Here is an 18,009-nt window from a genome sequence, read left to right on the forward strand (position 1 = left end):
GGGAAGATTTGCAGTTAAGTATAAATAACAGTTAGGCAAGTTGTCAGTAGAGGGTGACTAGGAAATCAACGATTTCAGCTGTTTTCTACTTCATGTTAACCAAATGTGTTGGCCATTCTTCCATCGGCATTGGGCGACTGTAGTAGAAACCCTGAACCTGATTACAGCCAAGTGAACTGAGCAGTTGTGCTTGCGCAGCCGTTTCCACGCCTTCTGCTACTACATTGGTCTTCATGCCTTTGGTGATGTTGATGATCGCTGATACAACAGAGCTGTCGAGGTTCTCTTTAGTCAGACGATTAATAAAGGTGCGATCTATCTTCAAGCAGGTAAACGGTAATGCGTGTAAGTAAGCCAGAGATGAGTAACCTGTGCCGAAGTCATCAATAGCAATACCTAGTCCCATTTCTCGCAGTTTGAGCAAATTATCCAGTGTCGTTGGTGCGCTGTCGATGATACGCGACTCGGTGATCTCCAGCGTCACATTGGTAGCAGGCAGCCCCGTTGTTCGCAGCACTTTCGCCACGGATTCAACAAAGTTAGGGCTTGAAAGCTGATGAACCGACACATTAACGTGTAATTGGAAGTCTTCAGGCCAACGTCTACTGTCGATTGCTTTACGAGTATCACTACACGCTTGGAATAAGATTTGTTGACCAATGGTCTTGATCATGCCGCTTTCTTCGGCGATTGGGATGAAATCTAACGGAGATACCATTCCCGAATCACTGTGCCAGCGTGCGAGTGCTTCGGCGCCACAAATGTTGCCTGATGCAAGATCAATAATAGGTTGGTAGAAAGGCACAAATTCACGGTTATCGATGCCTGTTTGAATCTTAGCGATCATCTGAGTTCGGAATTTAGACGCGCTCGCCATTTCAGGACTGTAGTGGCAGACGCTGGTGCGAGAATCTTGTTTCGCGTAACTCAACGCAATACTGGCATTACGCAGCCATAAAGACATTGTCTGATCGGGCTGAGTGCGTACGACGCCAATAGAAACTTTAATGACGACCGTTTCACCATCAAGAACAAATGGTGCTGCCAACAGTTGGTGTAAACGGCGCTCAACTAAGCTGATGTCGCTATCACTGTTTGTGTTGGGCATGAATACGGCAAACTCATCACCACCGATGCGCGCTAGTGTCGCTTCATCTTGCAGTTGCTGTTTAAGGCGTTCAGCGATGTGTATCAGAAGCTTATCGCCGTTGTGATGACCAACACTGTCATTGATATCTCTAAATTTGTTGATCCCAATAAGATACAAACTCCCTTGCCCTGAGTGAGGTAAGCTGTCACTCACTTCTATTAGCCCTTGGCGGCTATACAGGCGGGTTAGAGAATCAAACTCAAGTTGTTCACGCAGTGCTTTAAAGGACGCTTTGAGATTGCTTGCCATCTCGTTAAACGCTTGCACCAGAATAGTCGTCTCGTACACATAACCAGGACGAGGCATAGTGCTATCCCAATCGCCTTTCGCAAGGTGTTGGGCTGCTGTCGCTGTGGCATTGATGGGGCGAGTAACTCGGCTGAAGATAAGCATGCTAATGACGATGCCAACTAAGCTAACGAAAATCCCCACCATCCAGCTTCTTTGCTGGCTCTTTGGTAGGGTGCCAAGTAGTTCTGTCTCAGAGATCGAAGTGCCAATAAACCAGGTTAAACCGTTAGCATCATGATATGGCGTGACTCGGCTAAAGGTGCGCTGACCGTTGAAGTCGAACTCAAAAGTATAAGGCTTATCGCTGTAGCTTAGGTTTTTGCCACTGACGCGAGCCGCGCTCATCTGAATGACTGGATCTGCGCTTTCTGAAGCGAATAAGCGCTGACCTTTATCTGAGAACTTTGTCCCCCACGAAATCACACTACCTTGTCCAGAGTGCGCCACTAAGCGTTGCTCTTGGTCCATGATGTAAACCGAGGCATTCGTATCTTGCTTAAGCTTTTGCAAAAATAAGTTAAACGTATTGATGCGCACATCGGTTACCAACACACCAGCAAACTCACCCATTTCATAGATAGGCGTCATCGCTGACAGAGTGATGTCTTGACGTTCGTCGGCATTAGCATAGATGCTCGACCAACGAGGTTTGTTGTCTTGAGCGATGGGTTGGTACCAAGGACGAGTGCGAGGATCGTAAGGCTCGATGATGGTGCGAATGTCATCACTGATGGTTTCACTACCGTAAATCACTAAGTTGCCATTGGTTCGATGGTCTTGAAGCATCAGTGTATAGGCGCCATCAGATTCACGACGAAAACCTGTAAAGTCCCCAGATTCTGAACCGAATGCAATGACATCTAACTGTGGGATCGAATGATACAAATCCTTAAAGGCACTTAACAGATAGTCTTGGATTTCTTTGGTGTCGTGCGGGCGATAAAGATTGTGGTAACTAACGTTGTGACCAAGCGCAGTCACTGCAGTGAAAGGCTTGCGCAGGTAATCATTCAGATGATCGTGGACACTCTCTGTTAATACAGAAAGCTGTTTGTCACTGATGTCGGTAACAACCTCTTCATAGCTCTGTTTCTGGACGTAAACAATCACACTGATAGCCAGCAAAAAAATCATCACAAAAGGGATGAGTACAGCGGTGCGTAGTGTAATTTGAGTCGTTGCGTTTGACATTGCCTAGCCATATAAGGGGTGTCGTACCATAATTGTACTGATACTTAGGTTATCAAGCGAGAGCAAAAGTGTGCGCTTGATAACCTTTTGTCAAACTCGTTGCCGCTTAAGGTCAGTACAGTTCTTTCAATTTTCTGGTTAGGGTATTGCGTCCCCAACCTAATACTTTAGCGGCATCTTGCTTATGACCTTTAGTATGTTCTAATGCGGCTTCCAATAAAATGCGCTCAAATTCTGGTAAAGCGTAGGAAAGCAGTTCTTTATCCCCAGCTTCTAGCGCATGGCGTGCCCAATCCGCCAATTGTTCTTGCCAACTGCCGCTGGTGGTTTCAGTGATGATTTTCTTTTCTTCCAGCAATTCGGCAGGCAAATCGCTAGGTAGCACCTCACTTCCGCTGGCCATAACAGTTAACCAGCGACAGATATTTTCCAGTTGGCGAACGTTACCCGGCCAATCAAGGCGATTAAGAATTTCCACCGAAGATGGATGCAGGGTTTTGGTTTCAACACCGAGTTCATCTGCCGCTCGAACGAGGAAGTGTTGGGTGAGTTTTTCAATGTCTTGCTTACGTTCTCTCAGTGCGGGGATTTGCACGCGAATAACGTTCAAACGATGGAATAAATCCTCGCGGAAATCACCCTCATGGACCAATTTTTCAAGGTTTTGGTGGGTAGCTGCGACAATACGAACGTCGACACGGATTGGAGAGTGTCCGCCAACGCGATAAAACTGACCATCCGCCAACACGCGCAATAATCGGGTCTGAATATCTAATGGCATGTCACCGATTTCATCCAAAAACAGCGTGCCACCATTGGCTTGCTCAAAGCGACCTTGACGGACGCTATTGGCACCAGTAAATGCGCCTTTCTCGTGACCAAACAGTTCCGATTCAATCAAGTCTTTTGGGATCGCAGCCATATTGAGGGCAATAAAAGGTTTGTTGGCGCGCGGACTGTGGCGGTGCAAGGCATGAGCAACCAATTCTTTGCCGGTACCCGACTCACCGTTGATCAGAACAGAAATAGAAGAGCGCGATAAACGACCGATAGCACGAAATACTTCTTGCATTGCTGGTGCTTCACCAATGATTTCAGGTGTATCAGTAGGGATATCGTCCGGTAGAAGTTGCTCGCGCTTGTTCTCTTGGCTGTGAGCTATGGCGCGCTCTACCAATGTGAGCGTTTCGTCGATATCAAACGGTTTGGGCAAGTATTCAAAAGCGCCTTTTTGGTAGGCGTTTACTGCCGCATCTAAATCGGAATGCGCCGTCATGATGATGACGGGGAGATCTGGGTAGTCGCGTTGTACTTGTTTTAATAGCTCTAAGCCATCGATACCCGGCATGCGAATGTCAGAAACTAAAACGTCTGGTACTTCACGTTCTAGCGCCATTAAAACGCTTTCCCCATCCGCATAGGTTTCGCATTTGATGTCGGCTGAGGAGAGGGTTTTCTCCATGACCCAACGAATCGAACTGTCGTCATCGACGACCCAAACATATCCTTTACTCATGTAATAAATCCTTGCAGCAAAAGCCTAAAAACTGACGAATAGCAAAGCCAATTAACCAAGTCAGATTGGCAAATAAATAGTAAAAGTGGTGTGACCTGGCCAACTCTCGACATCAATCTTGCCGTTATGCTGGTCGATCAAATTTTGTGAAATAGATAGCCCAAGTCCGGTTCCGCCTTCGCGTCCACTGACCATAGGGTAGAAAAGCGTGTCTTGCAGTTCGGGTGGAATTCCTGGTCCGTTATCAGTGATTTCAACGCGAGCCGCGAGTTTGCAACGCTGACCATGAATGTTGGCTTGATGCACCGTTCTGGTGCGTATGGTGATTTTACCGTGTTCTTGGTGGGACAGAATCTGTGCCGCATTGCTGACGATGTTGAGCATTGCCTGCTCGATTTGGTCCGCGTCCATCAAAATCTCTGGCAAGCTCGGATCGTAGTCTCGTTCGATGACGATCGAATACTGTGACTCCAATTCGACTAATTGACGTACCTTCTCCAACACTTGGTGCAGGTTTTCTTGTGCTTTCTTACCCGGCTTTTGCGGTCCAAGAAGACGATCAACCAAGGCTCTCAATCGGTCAGCTTGTTCAATGATGATGTGTGTGTATTCCGTCAAGGAAGGGTCGGGCAGCATTTTTTCCAATAGTTGTGCTGCGCCGCGTAAACCGCCGAGTGGGTTTTTAATTTCATGCGCCAAACCGCGTACTAACAGTTTCGCCGCTTGTTGTTGAGCGTGTTGATTGAGCTCTTGAGTTAGGCGGCGTTGCTGATCAATTTTGCGCATCTCAACCAACAACATCAGCTGTTTTTGCCATGTAATAGGACTGACGGTGACTTCGAGCATCAAAGGACGCCCATCGACGACAAAAGTGACGTCACTGTCAGTGATGCTTTGTCCGCTCTGCAATGGTTGAGTGAGCAGGGCGAGATCCAGTGACGCATGCTGAATTAACTGAGATAACGACTGTTCAACAATGCGTTTAGCACTTTGTGAGAACAACAACTCAGCCGCGGGATTGGCGTAACGTACCGCTAACCCATCATCAAGAATCAGCGTAGCTGTCACCATATTATTGAGAATGGCACTGGAGAGACTGGTATCCACATTACGTCCTTGTTTGCGTTGTGATTGTGCGTTGCACTATATTGGTGCAATAGAACGTAAGTATGGCGAATAAATCTAAGAAGAAAAAGTGAAAAGCGCCATCAGAGTGCGGTTTTTTTCACTTAATATTCTACTTTGCCCCTTTAATGGTCGGCTTGATACTCGCTCTATGTAAATGCACCGTTATAGGGCTAGTAGATGCAATAAGCTTGCCGCTTCTTTTTGCTTTTACCGCAAGGGTGTGTGTGCCACGGTCGATATTGTTTAGCTGCCAAGTTAAGCGGCTTTGAGGAGCTCCATAAGGCTTACCATCAAGGATGAGTTGCAGTTGTTCGCCGATGCCTAATTTGCGGTTTGCTTCGAGCTGAATATTGATGACACCAGAGTTACTGCGAATGGTTTCATCGTGCTGTGGAGTGAGCATAGTGAGGGAAAGGGGTAACGGTTTATCCGTTTTAGTTTTTTTCTCTGTGGTCGGCTTCTGAGCTGCATTTGCTTGTGGAGCGAGAGACTCGGTGCTCTCCACTTTAGGGGCTGGAGCGCTGGATTCAAGATTTGGTAGAGAGATGGTCTTTGCGCCTTGGTTTGGTGTGTCACTGAAGTGCACCACACCGTCTTTATCCACCCAAGTGTACGCGACTTGAGCTAAGGCTGTCGTTGCAATCAGTACACTACTGAGGGCGCATAGTGATGGTAAAAGCTGAACTTTCATTGCTCACCTTCTTTTGATAGATGATTTCACGTTTAGGTGCTTAGCTCTTTGACTTATCAAGCAAAAGAGTCTGAGCGTATTTTAGTTATCCCTCCATGTTAAACGCCCAAATAGAGTGAGCGAATACAAAAAAGGCCCGCCTGCGAGGCGAGCCTAATATTTTGTAACTGCGTTTACATTTTACACAGCTGAAACCTTATACAGAGTAGTAAAGTTCGAACTCAAGTGGGTGAGTTGTCATGTTTACTTTCTCTACGTCTTGAGACTTAAGACCGATGTAAGAATCGATGAAGTCGTCAGAGAATACACCACCTGCAGTTAGGAACTCACGGTCTGCATCTAGTTCTTCTAGTGCATCTTTTAGTGAGTATGCAACAGTTGGGATTTCTGCTGCTTCTTCAGCTGGTAGGTCGTAAAGGTCTTTATCCATCGCTTCACCTGGGTGGATCTTGTTCTTAATGCCGTCAAGACCAGCCATTAGCATTGCTGCGAAACATAGGTATGGGTTAGCCGCTGGGTCACCGAAACGAACTTCGATACGACGCGCTTTAGGGCTTGGTACCACTGGGATACGGATAGAAGCAGAACGGTTACGCGCTGAGTAAGCTAGCATTACTGGTGCTTCGAAGCCTGGTACAAGACGCTTGTACGAGTTAGTTGATGGGTTCGCAAATGCGTTGATTGCGCGAGCGTGCTTGATGATACCGCCGATGTAGTAAAGTGCAGTTTCAGATAGACCGCCGTACTTGTCACCAGCAAATAGGTTTACGCCATCTTTTGCTAGAGATTGGTGAACGTGCATGCCGCTACCGTTGTCGCCAACTAGTGGTTTAGGCATGAATGTCGCCGTCTTACCAAATGCGTGAGCAACGTTGTGTACAACGTACTTGTAGATTTGAATTTCGTCAGCTTTCGTTGTTAGCGTGTTGAAGCGAGTTGCGATTTCGTTTTGACCCGCAGTTGCTACTTCGTGGTGGTGCGCTTCTACAACTAGACCCATTTCTTCCATTACTAGACACATTGCAGAACGGATGTCTTGAGATGAATCTACTGGAGCTACTGGGAAGTAACCACCTTTAACGCCTGGACGGTGACCTTTGTTACCTTCTTCGTAATCAGAACCTGTGTTCCATGCTGCTTCTACGTCATCAATCTTGAAGAAAGAACCAGACATGTCAGTTGCGAACTTAACGTCGTCGAATAGGAAGAACTCTGGCTCAGGACCGATAAGAACGGTGTCTGCAATACCAGTAGAGCGCATGAAGTCTTCTGCGCGCTTAGCGATAGAGCGTGGGTCGCGGTCGTAGCCTTGCATTGTTGCAGGCTCAAGGATGTCACAACGGATGTTTAGCGTTGCATCTTCAGTGAATGGGTCAAGCACTGCAGAAGATGCGTCTGGCATCATAACCATGTCTGATTCGTTAATGCCTTTCCAGCCAGCAACTGATGAACCATCGAACATTTTACCTTCTTCGAAGAAGTCTGCGTCGATTTGGTGAGCAGGGATAGAGATGTGCTGCTCTTTACCTTTTGTATCAGTGAAGCGTAGGTCAACAAACTTAACTTCGTTTTCTTGGATCAGTGATAAAACGTTTTCTACTGACATCTTGGATAACCTCCAGTGTTAATAAAGCGGTAAAAGCTCGATTTATGAAACATTAATTAAATCCAGCATTGATTAATCTGTTTGACATTTTATTAATCGATGCTGGTTTCTCTAAAGCCAAAACCGTGCCAAAAAAATTATTCCATTAATTTCAATGGATTGCGTTTTTATACGCTAGTTTGGTGCAAACGATTGCACCAAAATGATCTGCAGGTGCACTGTTATGGTGCATTATTTTATTATTGCACCACAATGTGACAACTACGTTGCTTATTCAGCCCAGTTTTTGAGCAAGAGTCAATTTGTAATATGCGCGATTGGAATAAAGTTGCGTTGAATCAATTCGCATGGCGCTCTAAAGCGGGTGTTAAGCGTAAATTTGACAGAAATGCTCGGGAGTAGATCACATATCTCTATGCTTTTTGCTAGAATCTGGTACATTATGGCCGTTTTTTTAATCAGTAAATGTCGTCAGAGAGCACCCGTTCTCAGCATGAGGGCATTTCATCTATCTAAGTGAATCAATATCCATGGCTACTCCACAGATTGATAAATTAAGAAATATCGCGATTATCGCGCACGTTGACCACGGTAAAACAACGTTGGTTGACAAGCTGCTACAACAATCAGGCACGCTTGAGTCTCGCGGTGAAGCTGAAGAGCGAGTCATGGACTCGAACGACATTGAAAAAGAGCGTGGCATTACCATTCTTGCTAAGAACACAGCAATTAACTGGAATGACTACCGCATCAACATCGTAGATACTCCGGGACACGCGGACTTCGGTGGCGAAGTAGAACGTATCATGTCGATGGTAGACTCAGTTCTACTTATCGTTGACGCTGTTGATGGTCCAATGCCGCAAACTCGCTTCGTAACTCAAAAAGCATTTGCTCACGGTCTTAAACCAATCGTTGTAATCAACAAGATTGACCGTCCTGGTGCACGTCCTGATTGGGTTATGGACCAAGTCTTCGACCTATTCGACAACCTAGGTGCAACTGACGAACAGCTAGACTTTAAAGTTGTGTACGCGTCAGCACTTAACGGTTGGGCTTCTCTAGAAGAAGGCGAAACTGGCGAAAACATGGAACCTCTATTCGAAACTATCGTTGAAGAAGTAGCGGCTCCAGAAGTTGACCTAGACGGTCCACTACAGATGCAAGTATCTCAGCTAGACTACAGCTCTTACGTTGGTGTTATCGGTGTTGCTCGTGTAACTCGTGGTAGCGTGAAAGCAAACCAACAAGTAACAGTTATCGGTGCTGACGGTAAAACTCGCAACGGTAAAGTGGGTACAGTAATGGGCTACCTTGGCCTAGAGCGTCACGAAGTTGAGCAAGCTAACGCTGGTGATATCATTGCAATCACAGGTCTTGGCGAGCTAAAAATCTCTGACACTATCTGTGCGCAAAACGCAGTAGAAGCACTACCGCCGCTGTCTGTTGATGAACCAACAGTAACAATGACGTTCCAAGTAAACACGTCTCCATTCGCGGGTAAAGAAGGTAAGTTCGTTACTTCACGTAACATCCTTGAGCGTCTAGAGAAGGAATTGGTACACAACGTTGCATTACGTGTAGAGCAAACAGACGATCCAGACAAATTCCGCGTATCAGGTCGTGGTGAGCTTCACCTATCTATCCTGATCGAAAACATGCGTCGTGAAGGCTTCGAGCTTGCTGTATCTCGTCCAGAAGTAATCATCAAAGAAGAAGATGGTCAGCTATTGGAACCGTTCGAAACGGTAACTATCGACGTTATGGAAGAGCACCAAGGCGGCATCATGGAGAACATCGGCCTACGTAAAGGTGAGCTGAAAGACATGTCTCCAGATGGTAAAGGTCGTGTACGTATGGACTTCGAAATGCCATCTCGTGGTCTGATCGGCTTCCAAACTGAGTTCATGACGCTGACTTCTGGTTCTGGTCTTCTATACCATACGTTTGATCGCTACGCGCCACACAAAGGCGGTAACATCGGTCAACGTGTAAACGGTGTACTAATTGCTAACGCAATGGGTAAAGCGCTAACTAACGCACTATTCAACCTTCAAGAACGTGGTCGTCTATTTATCGGTCACGGTGTTGAAGTTTACGAAGGCATGGTTATCGGTATTCACAGCCGCGACAACGACCTAACAGTAAACGCACTGAAAGGTAAGCAGCTAACCAACGTTCGTGCATCTGGTACAGATGACGCACAGGTTCTTACTCCACCAATCAAGATGACTCTTGAGCAAGCACTAGAGTTCATCGATGATGACGAACTAGTAGAAGTAACACCTGAAAGCATCCGTATCCGTAAGAAATTCCTAACGGAAAGCGATCGTAAACGTGCTTCACGTTCAGCAAAATAATTTGCTGTAACGGATTCGATTAAGAATAAGCCCCGAGTTATGCTCGGGGCTTTTTGTATCTGAAGGAACAAGACGATGACGCCAATTGTTATCACTGGTGGCCCGGGTGCAGGTAAAACCACCTTGTTGAATGCGTTAGGCGAGTTGGGGTACGCCACCTTTGCTGAAGGTTCACGTACCTTGATTGAGCAGCAAAGCCAATTGGACAATGGTATTTTGCCTTGGACGAATTTACCTGAGTTTGCCAACTTATGCCTTGAGTTAATGGGCAAGCAAAAGCGAGAAGCGCTGAATCATCCAGTCGCTTTTGTTGACCGCGCTATCCCAGACATCGTGGCGTATTTAAAAGTGGGCGGCTGTCCCGTTGAAAAAGCCTTCTTGATTGAGAGTGCTGGGTACCAGAGTAAGGTGCTCACATGTCGACCTGAAGCCTCTATTTATGTTCAAGATGATGTGCGTCCACACAGTTTTGAAGAGGCGCTACAAATCCATCAAACCTTAGTCGATACCTATACTGAACTGGGGTATGAAGTGGTTGAAGTGCCATGGGGAAGCGTAGCTGAACGGGTGGCGTTTGTTCGACAAGTAATGGGCTTAGTTGCTGAGGTAGAAGGTGGGGAGTAAAGATAGAGCTTGGTAGGTATGCATGTGACTGACGGAGCTAGGGATAGCTTGGTCGCTAGATAGCAAAACCTCCTCACGAGGAGGAGGCTTTATCGAATTACTTTTGATTCAGCTGCTGTAAGAACTTATCTGACTCAGTAATCGCGGCATTCATTTGTTTGATTGCGTATTGAATGTCTTTCTCTAGGCTAGAGAATTCACCTTTCAATGAACCAATCGCGCTTGCGTTCAAGTTATGCTTTAGATAAAGCGTGTTGTCACGCAGCGTATTCAATACTGGCGTCATTTTGTCTTCTGCACGCTTCATAGCGTTAAGCATGGTTTTGTAAGACGCTTTGGTTTCACGCAACTTCTGTTCGCTAGAGCGACGCAGTTTCGCACTGGTGTATAGGTCTAGCTCGCCTTGCCATTCATCAAACAGAGCATCTGACACATCTTCAATTGCAGCAATCCGGTCGCGTACATCTTGCGCCGCTTTTTCACTGTCTTCGTATTTGTCGTTAATGTTGTTGTAGACGCTTTCTAGCTCACCGCCGTCAAAGTTAGTCAACGCAGAAAGAGCTTCTAGCGCGCTGGTGAACTCTTCTTGTGCGTCTTGCTGCGATTCTTTGGCGTCTTCCACACGATCAACCATAATGTCACGTTTGTGGTAACCCACTTGTTCCATTGCTGAATAATATGCGGACTGACATCCTGTCAAAGTGAAAATTGATAGTACAATTGCTAATAAATAAGGCATTCTTATGTCCTCGACGCTAATTTATGGGATGAACTATGAACCAGTTATCAGAGAGTTACAAGGTGAGATTGAGCAAGCTCGTGCCGGGGAGCGTCGCGTTTTTCAAATATTTGCTCAAGCGTATGACGCACGATCGCGTCAACGTTAATGCAGGCTATTTAGCTTACATCACTTTGTTGTCTATTGTGCCGATGTTGACGGTATTGCTGTCGATATTGTCGAAGTTTCCGGTATTTGAGAATGTGGGCGAAACCTTGCAAGGTTACATCATTGATAACTTTGTCCCTGCTTCTGGTGATGCAGTCAGAGTTGCGTTGCAAGAGTTTGTCTCAAACACAGGCAAGATGACCGCCGTAGGTGGTGCGTTCTTGTTTGTTGCCGCTTTGATGCTGATTTCGAATATCGACAAGAACTTAAACTACATTTGGCGAGTGAAAGATAAACGTCGTCCAGTGTTTTCTTTCTCCATGTATTGGATGGTGTTGACCCTTGGTCCGATTCTAGTCGGCGCGAGTATTGCTGCAACCTCCTACGTGACATCGCTAAAGCTGATTGAAAACGAAACCTTATCGGGCGCTTACAACCTGTTTTTACGTTGGTTACCTTTACTGTTGTCTTTCTTTGCGTTCATGGGGTTGTACTTCTTAGTGCCAAACAAAAAGGTTTACCTATCCCATGGTGCGGTTGGTGCCGCCATTGCCGCTGTGCTGTTTGAACTGAGTAAGAAAGGCTTTGCTTTCTACATTACTCAATTCCCGTCATATCAGCTGATTTACGGTGCGCTCGCCGCGATTCCGATCCTGTTTGTGTGGGTATATCTGTGCTGGCTGATCGTATTGATTGGCGCGGAAGTGACTGCTGCTCTGGGGGAAAGAGAGCACTGGAGTGACGACCTAGAAATGATACACTCGACCGCTGAATTGCAATTAACAGATGAAGGAAGCGAGAGTCGTGATAGCGCTAATTCAACGAGTCAGTGAAGCCGCCGTTCGTGTAGACGGTGAAGTTGTCGGTGAAATCGACCAAGGTCTACTTGTCCTACTTGGTGTAGAGAAGGACGATGATGAAGCAAAAGCAAAACGTTTGATGGAGCGCGTAACCACGTATCGTGTGTTTGAAGACGATGAAGGCAAAATGAACCTTAACGTCAAACAAGTGAACGGTAAGGTTTTGGTAGTGTCTCAATTTACGTTACCAGCGGATACCAAAAAAGGCACTCGCGCAGGCTTTTCTCGTGGCGCGCACCCTGCGGATGCAGAACGTCTGTATGACTACTTCTCGGACTTGTGTGAGCAAGAACTGCCAACACAACGCGGTCGCTTCGCGGCAGATATGAAAGTGTCATTAATTAATGACGGTCCAGTGACTTTTTGGCTACAGGTCTAATCTGGCAACCACAACATCATGGTCTAAGCTTTAAGCCCAAGTAAATTGAATTTGCTTGGGTATTTTCTCCTAAGGCTTTCATTTGATTTGTACTTTCAAAGGATTGATATGTTCAAACTCATAACTCCAAAAACAGAAAATCAGCTCAACAAGTACTATCAATTTCGTTGGCAGTTGCTGCGCGAACCTTGGCGTATGCCTGTAGGCTCCGAGCGTGATGAGTACGATGGCATGAGCCATCACCGCATGATTACCGACAGTCGTGGTCGTCCGATGGCGATTGGTCGTTTGTACATTACCCCAGATAACGATGGTCAGATCCGCTATATGGCGGTGAAGAACAACCGTCGTAGTAAAGGCATGGGCTCATTAGTGCTGGTGGCGCTTGAGTCGTTAGCTCGACAAGAAGGGGCGAAGCGTCTGGTGTGTAATGCCCGTGAAGATGCGATTGCCTTCTATGAGAAGAATGGTTTTGAGCGTCGCGGTGAGCTGACCGATGAACGTGATCCCGTGCGTCACCAACAAATGGTTAAACAGCTTGACCCAATGGCGGATGTGCTACGTCGTCCTGATTGGTGTACCGAGCTGCAACAGCGTTGGGAAGCGCAGATCCCGATTGCAGACAAAATGGGGATCAAAATTAACCAGTACACTGGCTATCAGTTTGAATGCAGTGCGCAGCTCAATCCAAACCTGAACCCGCACAACACCATGTTTGCCGGTTCTGCGTTTACCCTAGCAACGCTAACTGGCTGGGGCATGACGTGGCTGTTGATGAAAGAGCGCGGTTTGCACGGTGATATTGTGTTGGCGGATAGCTCGATTCGTTATCGCCATCCTGTTGAAGAGAACCCAGTCGCGAGCACGTCGTTAGATGGTATCAGTGGTGACTTGGATAGACTTGCTTCAGGTCGTAAAGCGCGTATCGTTATCCACGTAGTGATTTACAGTGGAGATGTGCCTGCCGTGGATTTTGTAGGCACATACATGCTGCTGCCAAATTACTCTAAGCTACTCAGCTGTTAGATTATTAGGCGCTGGTGTTTCTTGTGGCGCATCTTGGTTTTCTGATGCGCCTAGTTCTGTCTTGGTTTTATCTGTTGCTTGATTGGCACGTTCTTCGGAGACCTTTTCTTCTGAGGTCTGCTCTTCAAGGTTTGAATCTTTAGTTACGTCTTTTTGTTCTGAGATAAGTTGCTCTTCTGAATGCGGCGCTACGGCTGATTCTTGTTCTTCCTCTACAACCTCACTTAACTCTTCCTCATATTGTTCTAAGTTGATGGGATCAATACTGGTGCGGCTTGTTGTTTTTGACGAGCTCTGTTCTGATTCTGCTGGTTTTACTGATTCAGTCTGTTTTGATGTATTTGTGCATTCATTTGTTTTGACTTCGCCACTTAGCACATCACCTTGGATTGAACCACACGCTTCTTGGAGTTGGTAAATCACGCCACTTAACGGGTTGTTCGCCATATCAAACTCACCAGACAGATTGCCCGAGATGGCTTCGCCTGAAATGGTCACCGGTTGAAGCTCAACAGCACCACGTTGAGCTGCCAAACGCAAAGGGCTCAAAGTGATCGCTGTGAGTGAAGCATCCGCTTGTGACTTTAAGGTGGTATCACGTAAGTTGGCTTCCACTTCGCCCGATAAGCTGTAAGCAAGCATGTTTTGATCGCCGGCTAAGCCTTTTAAGTCGAGACTTAGATCTGAGAAGCCATTGACCGCGAGCACCGTTGGCAAATAGGGGTGAAGCAATTGCAAGGGAATCCCATCGGCGTTGAGGCTCAACGCCCAAGGTTGGCTGGTGGTGCTGAGATCGATTTGCCCTAAGCCTTCGATATAGCCTTGCTCTAACGGTGCAAACAAACGTGTCAGTTGCCACAAGCCATTGTCACTCTGTGTAGAAATGGCTGCGTGTGATGTGATTACTTGATCGTAACTTGCGTTTACCACGCTAGCATCAAGCTTACCGTTCCAAATTCCCCAATGACCATTGCGGTGTTTTACTTCGAGCTTGTCACCTTCCAAATTCAAGCCAGAAAGCTGCCAGTAAGGTTGTTTAGATAACTGGATAACTTGGCTGCGTTCAATCTCTAACTGCTTCACATCGACTTGCTGTAGCCTTTCTGTGGCGATTTGCCACCAGTCGGTCTTATCGTCAGGTTGGATAGCCCATTTCAATCCATTGATGGTTGCGCTGTTGATTTTCCAATGCTGTGGCTCGAACTCACCAGATACCTGCACACTACCTTGCTGCCAATCAAAGCTTAGTTCTTGTAGTTGGATTGACTCCGGCTTGAGTTGGGCGTTCAAACGAGGCTCAACTGCGGTTTGGTCTTGGAAACTGACGCTGTCAGCTTGCAAAGAAACCTGTGCTGTTGTTTTCCAAAATGACAGTGGCAGAGAGGCGTTTTCTACTGATAACTCAAGGTTGTGCCAATGCCAATCTCCGTACTCAATATCTGCATTCAGGAGATCGAGGCTGTTGATATGGTTGATATTAATTGGCAACGCTTGCCATGGTTTAGCGAGTAAAGATTGCAACTGTAGGTTATCGATTTTCAGCTTATCAAGGGTCACATTCACCAGTGACCAGCCTTGTGGGTACTGTTCGCCTTGTCCTGAGACTTCACTGCCACGCCAGTTAAATGAAGCGCCGTAAAGTGTGCTGTCTTGGGCTTTGTAATCCAAGTCTATAAGCAACTTATCGAAAGCTTCGCCATTCCAATACAATTGATCAGCCGAAAGTTGAACCTCACCATAAGGTATTTGCTGAGCATCGCTCGACCAAATTGGGTTTTGGATCTGTACATTCAAGCCATTAATGCTGAATGCATCATCTGCGTAATCGATGTTCTTTAACGCGATTTGATGGAAATAAACATTGCTGAGCGTCGGCAATGTTGGCATGCCGTGTTGCAGGCTCAGACCATCAATCAACAGACTGTCGACAATCCAATTTCCGTCACGACGAACATCGGGGTTCAGCCATAGATCGACTTGCTCAATGAACGGCAAGTTTTTTTGTTTTGTCGCCACTCCATTGAGGGTGAGGTGATAAGGAAATTCGTATTGCACGTTATCTGCATGCAGCGGTAGGTCGACTAGATCAGAAAATAGATTCCATGTTTGGCGAGAATAAGAGGTGGTCAGCATCCCCACAAAGACAACCGGAATTGCAATCGTCACTATGAGTATAAGAAGTAGAACTCGAACTGCTGTTTTCATCCCTGCCAAAACCTGTAAGTAATATGAAGTAAGTGTGAGAGTCTCGACTTACTAAGATAGGTTTAAGCTTGTATCAATCTTGAGGCAGATTCAATAAAAAGCCCCTCAAAAGAGGGGCTTGTCGATTATTTTTGTAGCTAAGTCACGAAGAGTTAGCGAGTGGTCTAGTCGAGTTGAGGACCTGCAGCCACTAGTGATTTACCTTCTGCGTTGTCAGTGTACTTATCAAAGTTGTTGATGAAGCGCTCTGCCAAGTCTTTTGCTTTGCTTTCCCATTGTAGTGGGTCAACGTAGGTATCACGTGGGTCAAGGATGCTTGGGTCCACGCCAGGAAGTGAAGTAGGCACTTCTAGGTTGAAGATAGGAATATGCTTAGTCTTCGCATCTTCAATTGATCCATCAAGGATTGCGTCGATGATGCCGCGTGTATCTTGGATAGAGATACGCTTGCCGCTGCCGTTCCAGCCTGTGTTCACTAGGTAAGCTTCTGCACCTGCTGCTTCCATGCGTTTCACTAGCACTTCTGCGTACTTAGTTGGGTGTAGAGTTAGGAATGCTGCACCAAAACATGCTGAGAACGTTGGCGTTGGTTCAGTGATGCCACGCTCAGTACCTGCTAGCTTAGCGGTAAAGCCAGACAAGAAGTGGTACTTAGTTTGCTCAGGTGTCAGTTTAGACACAGGAGGAAGTACGCCGAACGCATCAGCCGATAGGAAGATCACTTTGTTTGCGTGACCGCCTTTCGATACTGGTTTGACGATATTGTCGATGTGATGCAGTGGGTAAGACACACGAGTGTTTTCAGTCTTAGAACCATCATCAAAGTCGATAGAACCATCGCTACGAACCGTTACGTTCTCTAATAGCGCATCACGGCGGATAGCATTGTAGATATCAGGCTCAGCTTCTTTAGATAGCTTGATGGTCTTCGCGTAACAGCCGCCTTCGAAGTTGAATACGCCATCGTCATCCCAACCATGCTCGTCATCACCAATTAGTGCACGTTTAGGATCAGTAGATAGGGTAGTTTTACCTGTGCCAGACAGACCGAAGAAGATTGCTACATCGCCTTCTTCACCCATATTTGCACTACAGTGCATTGATGCGATGTCTTTCAGCGGAAGGAAGTAGTTCATCATGGCGAACATACCTTTCTTCATTTCGCCGCCGTACCAAGTACCGCCGATCAACTGAGTGCGCTCTGTTAGGTTGAATACGGTGAAGTTTTCAGAGTTCAAACCGTGCTCTTCCCACTTCTCGTTCGTGCATTTCGCGCCGTTCATTACGACGAAATCAGGTTCAAACGTTGCCAACTCTTCTTCTGTTGGACGGATGAACATGTTTTTCACGAAGTGTGCTTGCCATGCAACTTCTGTGATCACTCGAATGCTCAAACGAGTGTCTGGGTTTGCACCACAATAACCGTCAATCACAAATAGACGCTTACCTGAAAGTTGGTTGGTCACTAGCTCTTTTAGGTCGTCCCATACTTCTTTGTTGATTGGTTTGTTGTCGTTTTTCACTGCGTCAGAAGTCCACCACATGTGCTCTTCTGTCGTTGCATCTTTAACAATGTACTTATCTTTTGGTGAGCGACCAGTAAAGATACCAGTGTCTACGGCAACCGCGCCGAGTTCTGTAACCACACCACGTTCATAACCTGTTAGGTCAGCACGGGTCTCTTCCTCAAACAGCATTTCGTAGCTTGGGTTGCGAACAACCTCTTTAACGTTATGCAGTCCGTGTTTGGTTAGATCAAGTGTTGCAGCCTTTGTATGTTCCATAACGGTCATAGGTGCTCCTTATAAGGATTTTTGTAGGGATTTTGTAAGAATGTTTTAATTTTTATCTGCTCACCATGCTAGCAACGGGGCGGGGAGAAAACAGGGATATAGTTCAAAAATTATCCATGATTTCAATGTGGTTTTAGGTAACCCGTCACATATTGGTGCGAATAGTTTATCGTGGGCGCAAACCTTTGCGCTAGGGCAAAAGAATTATTAATTATTTAAAATTAAGCGGTTGCTTTATTACGTGGAAAGCCAAGTTATACGAGGGTTTGATCACAAAAAGGCCAGCGTTGCGCTGGCCTTTTG

13 protein-coding genes are annotated in these 18,009 nt (G+C 46.3%); 5 read left to right on the plus strand and 8 right to left on the minus strand.

Features of this window, described 5'->3' with window-relative positions:
- Positions 1-85: 85 nt before the first annotated feature.
- From gepA to glnA, 5 genes are all read right to left on the minus strand, one after another.
- Positions 86-2,632 carry a phosphodiesterase GepA gene (gene gepA, locus VHA02S_RS18320; protein ID WP_038897929.1) on the minus strand — a complete coding sequence of 849 codons (2,547 nt, stop codon included), beginning with the start codon at positions 2,630-2,632 and terminating at the stop codon, positions 86-88.
- Positions 2,633-2,744: 112 nt separating this feature from the next.
- Positions 2,745-4,148 (minus strand): nitrogen regulation protein NR(I), encoded by a 1,404-nt coding sequence (glnG, locus tag VHA02S_RS18325; RefSeq protein WP_005448532.1) that lies wholly within the window; start codon positions 4,146-4,148, stop codon positions 2,745-2,747.
- Between the two features lie 60 nt (positions 4,149-4,208).
- Positions 4,209-5,255, minus strand: a complete 1,047-nt coding sequence (gene glnL / locus VHA02S_RS18330) for a nitrogen regulation protein NR(II) (RefSeq protein ID WP_038897931.1) — start codon at positions 5,253-5,255, stop codon at positions 4,209-4,211.
- A gap of 130 nt (positions 5,256-5,385) precedes the next feature.
- Positions 5,386-5,967: a DUF4124 domain-containing protein gene (locus tag VHA02S_RS18335; RefSeq protein ID WP_038897932.1), complete on the minus strand. Its 582-nt coding sequence runs from the start codon at positions 5,965-5,967 to the stop codon at positions 5,386-5,388.
- Between the two features lie 196 nt (positions 5,968-6,163).
- Positions 6,164-7,573, minus strand: coding sequence for a glutamate--ammonia ligase (glnA, locus tag VHA02S_RS18340; RefSeq protein ID WP_005448527.1), 1,410 nt, complete (start codon positions 7,571-7,573; stop codon positions 6,164-6,166).
- Between the two features lie 530 nt (positions 7,574-8,103).
- On the opposite strand from glnA, the gene typA reads away from it, so the two are divergent.
- Together typA and VHA02S_RS18350 are read left to right on the plus strand one after the other, a co-directional pair.
- The gene (gene typA, locus VHA02S_RS18345; RefSeq protein WP_005448526.1) at positions 8,104-9,933 is read left to right on the plus strand and encodes a translational GTPase TypA; all 1,830 of its coding nucleotides are present in this window, start codon (positions 8,104-8,106) and stop codon (positions 9,931-9,933) included.
- A 75-nt stretch (positions 9,934-10,008) separates the two neighbouring features.
- The gene (locus VHA02S_RS18350) at positions 10,009-10,557 is read left to right on the plus strand and encodes an AAA family ATPase (protein WP_038897933.1); all 549 of its coding nucleotides are present in this window, start codon (positions 10,009-10,011) and stop codon (positions 10,555-10,557) included.
- Between the two features lie 97 nt (positions 10,558-10,654).
- On the opposite strand, the gene VHA02S_RS18355 is transcribed toward VHA02S_RS18350, so the two are convergent.
- On the minus strand, positions 10,655-11,296 hold the full coding sequence (locus tag VHA02S_RS18355) for a DUF2959 domain-containing protein (RefSeq protein WP_026138173.1): 642 nt from the start codon (positions 11,294-11,296) through the stop codon (positions 10,655-10,657).
- 35 nt (positions 11,297-11,331) lie between these two features.
- Between VHA02S_RS18355 and VHA02S_RS18360 the strand changes: the two genes are divergently transcribed.
- The 3 genes from VHA02S_RS18360 (at position 11,332) to VHA02S_RS18370 (ending at position 13,708) form a co-directional block, all read left to right on the plus strand.
- Positions 11,332-12,276, plus strand: coding sequence for a virulence factor BrkB family protein (locus VHA02S_RS18360; RefSeq protein ID WP_005448517.1), 945 nt, complete (start codon positions 11,332-11,334; stop codon positions 12,274-12,276).
- Positions 12,248-12,682, plus strand: coding sequence for a D-aminoacyl-tRNA deacylase (gene dtd, locus VHA02S_RS18365; protein WP_005434513.1), 435 nt, complete (start codon positions 12,248-12,250; stop codon positions 12,680-12,682). The genes VHA02S_RS18360 and dtd overlap by 29 nt, the downstream gene beginning before the upstream one ends.
- A 108-nt stretch (positions 12,683-12,790) precedes the next feature.
- Positions 12,791-13,708 carry a bifunctional GNAT family N-acetyltransferase/hotdog fold thioesterase gene (locus VHA02S_RS18370; protein WP_038897934.1) on the plus strand — a complete coding sequence of 306 codons (918 nt, stop codon included), beginning with the start codon at positions 12,791-12,793 and terminating at the stop codon, positions 13,706-13,708.
- Here VHA02S_RS18370 and VHA02S_RS18375 read toward each other — a convergent pair.
- Together VHA02S_RS18375 and pckA are read right to left on the minus strand one after the other, a co-directional pair.
- Positions 13,694-15,913, minus strand: coding sequence for an AsmA family protein (locus tag VHA02S_RS18375; RefSeq protein ID WP_038897935.1), 2,220 nt, complete (start codon positions 15,911-15,913; stop codon positions 13,694-13,696). The genes VHA02S_RS18370 and VHA02S_RS18375 overlap by 15 nt on opposite strands.
- A gap of 164 nt (positions 15,914-16,077) precedes the next feature.
- On the minus strand, positions 16,078-17,706 hold the full coding sequence (gene pckA / locus VHA02S_RS18380) for a phosphoenolpyruvate carboxykinase (ATP) (protein ID WP_005448514.1): 1,629 nt from the start codon (positions 17,704-17,706) through the stop codon (positions 16,078-16,080).
- Positions 17,707-18,009 lie beyond the last annotated feature (303 nt).

This window comes from Vibrio harveyi NBRC 15634 = ATCC 14126 = KCTC 12724, assembly GCF_001591145.1.
GTDB lineage: Bacteria > Pseudomonadota > Gammaproteobacteria > Enterobacterales > Vibrionaceae > Vibrio > Vibrio harveyi.

Excerpts from the sequence above, each read along its gene's own strand:
- VHA02S_RS18370 (WP_038897934.1), top strand. The coding sequence starts at position 12,791 with ATGTTCAAACTCATAACTCCAAAAACAGAAAATCAGCTCAACAAGTAC.
- VHA02S_RS18360 (WP_005448517.1), top strand. The coding sequence starts at position 11,332 with ATGAACCAGTTATCAGAGAGTTACAAGGTGAGATTGAGCAAGCTCGTG.
- VHA02S_RS18335 (WP_038897932.1), bottom strand. The coding sequence starts at position 5,967 with ATGAAAGTTCAGCTTTTACCATCACTATGCGCCCTCAGTAGTGTACTG.
- glnG (WP_005448532.1), bottom strand. The coding sequence starts at position 4,148 with ATGAGTAAAGGATATGTTTGGGTCGTCGATGACGACAGTTCGATTCGT.
- VHA02S_RS18350 (WP_038897933.1), top strand. The coding sequence starts at position 10,009 with ATGACGCCAATTGTTATCACTGGTGGCCCGGGTGCAGGTAAAACCACC.
- VHA02S_RS18375 (WP_038897935.1), bottom strand. The coding sequence starts at position 15,913 with ATGAAAACAGCAGTTCGAGTTCTACTTCTTATACTCATAGTGACGATT.
- typA (WP_005448526.1), top strand. The coding sequence starts at position 8,104 with ATGGCTACTCCACAGATTGATAAATTAAGAAATATCGCGATTATCGCG.
- glnA (WP_005448527.1), bottom strand. The coding sequence starts at position 7,573 with ATGTCAGTAGAAAACGTTTTATCACTGATCCAAGAAAACGAAGTTAAG.
- VHA02S_RS18355 (WP_026138173.1), bottom strand. The coding sequence starts at position 11,296 with ATGCCTTATTTATTAGCAATTGTACTATCAATTTTCACTTTGACAGGA.
- gepA (WP_038897929.1), bottom strand. The coding sequence starts at position 2,632 with ATGTCAAACGCAACGACTCAAATTACACTACGCACCGCTGTACTCATC.
- pckA (WP_005448514.1), bottom strand. The coding sequence starts at position 17,706 with ATGACCGTTATGGAACATACAAAGGCTGCAACACTTGATCTAACCAAA.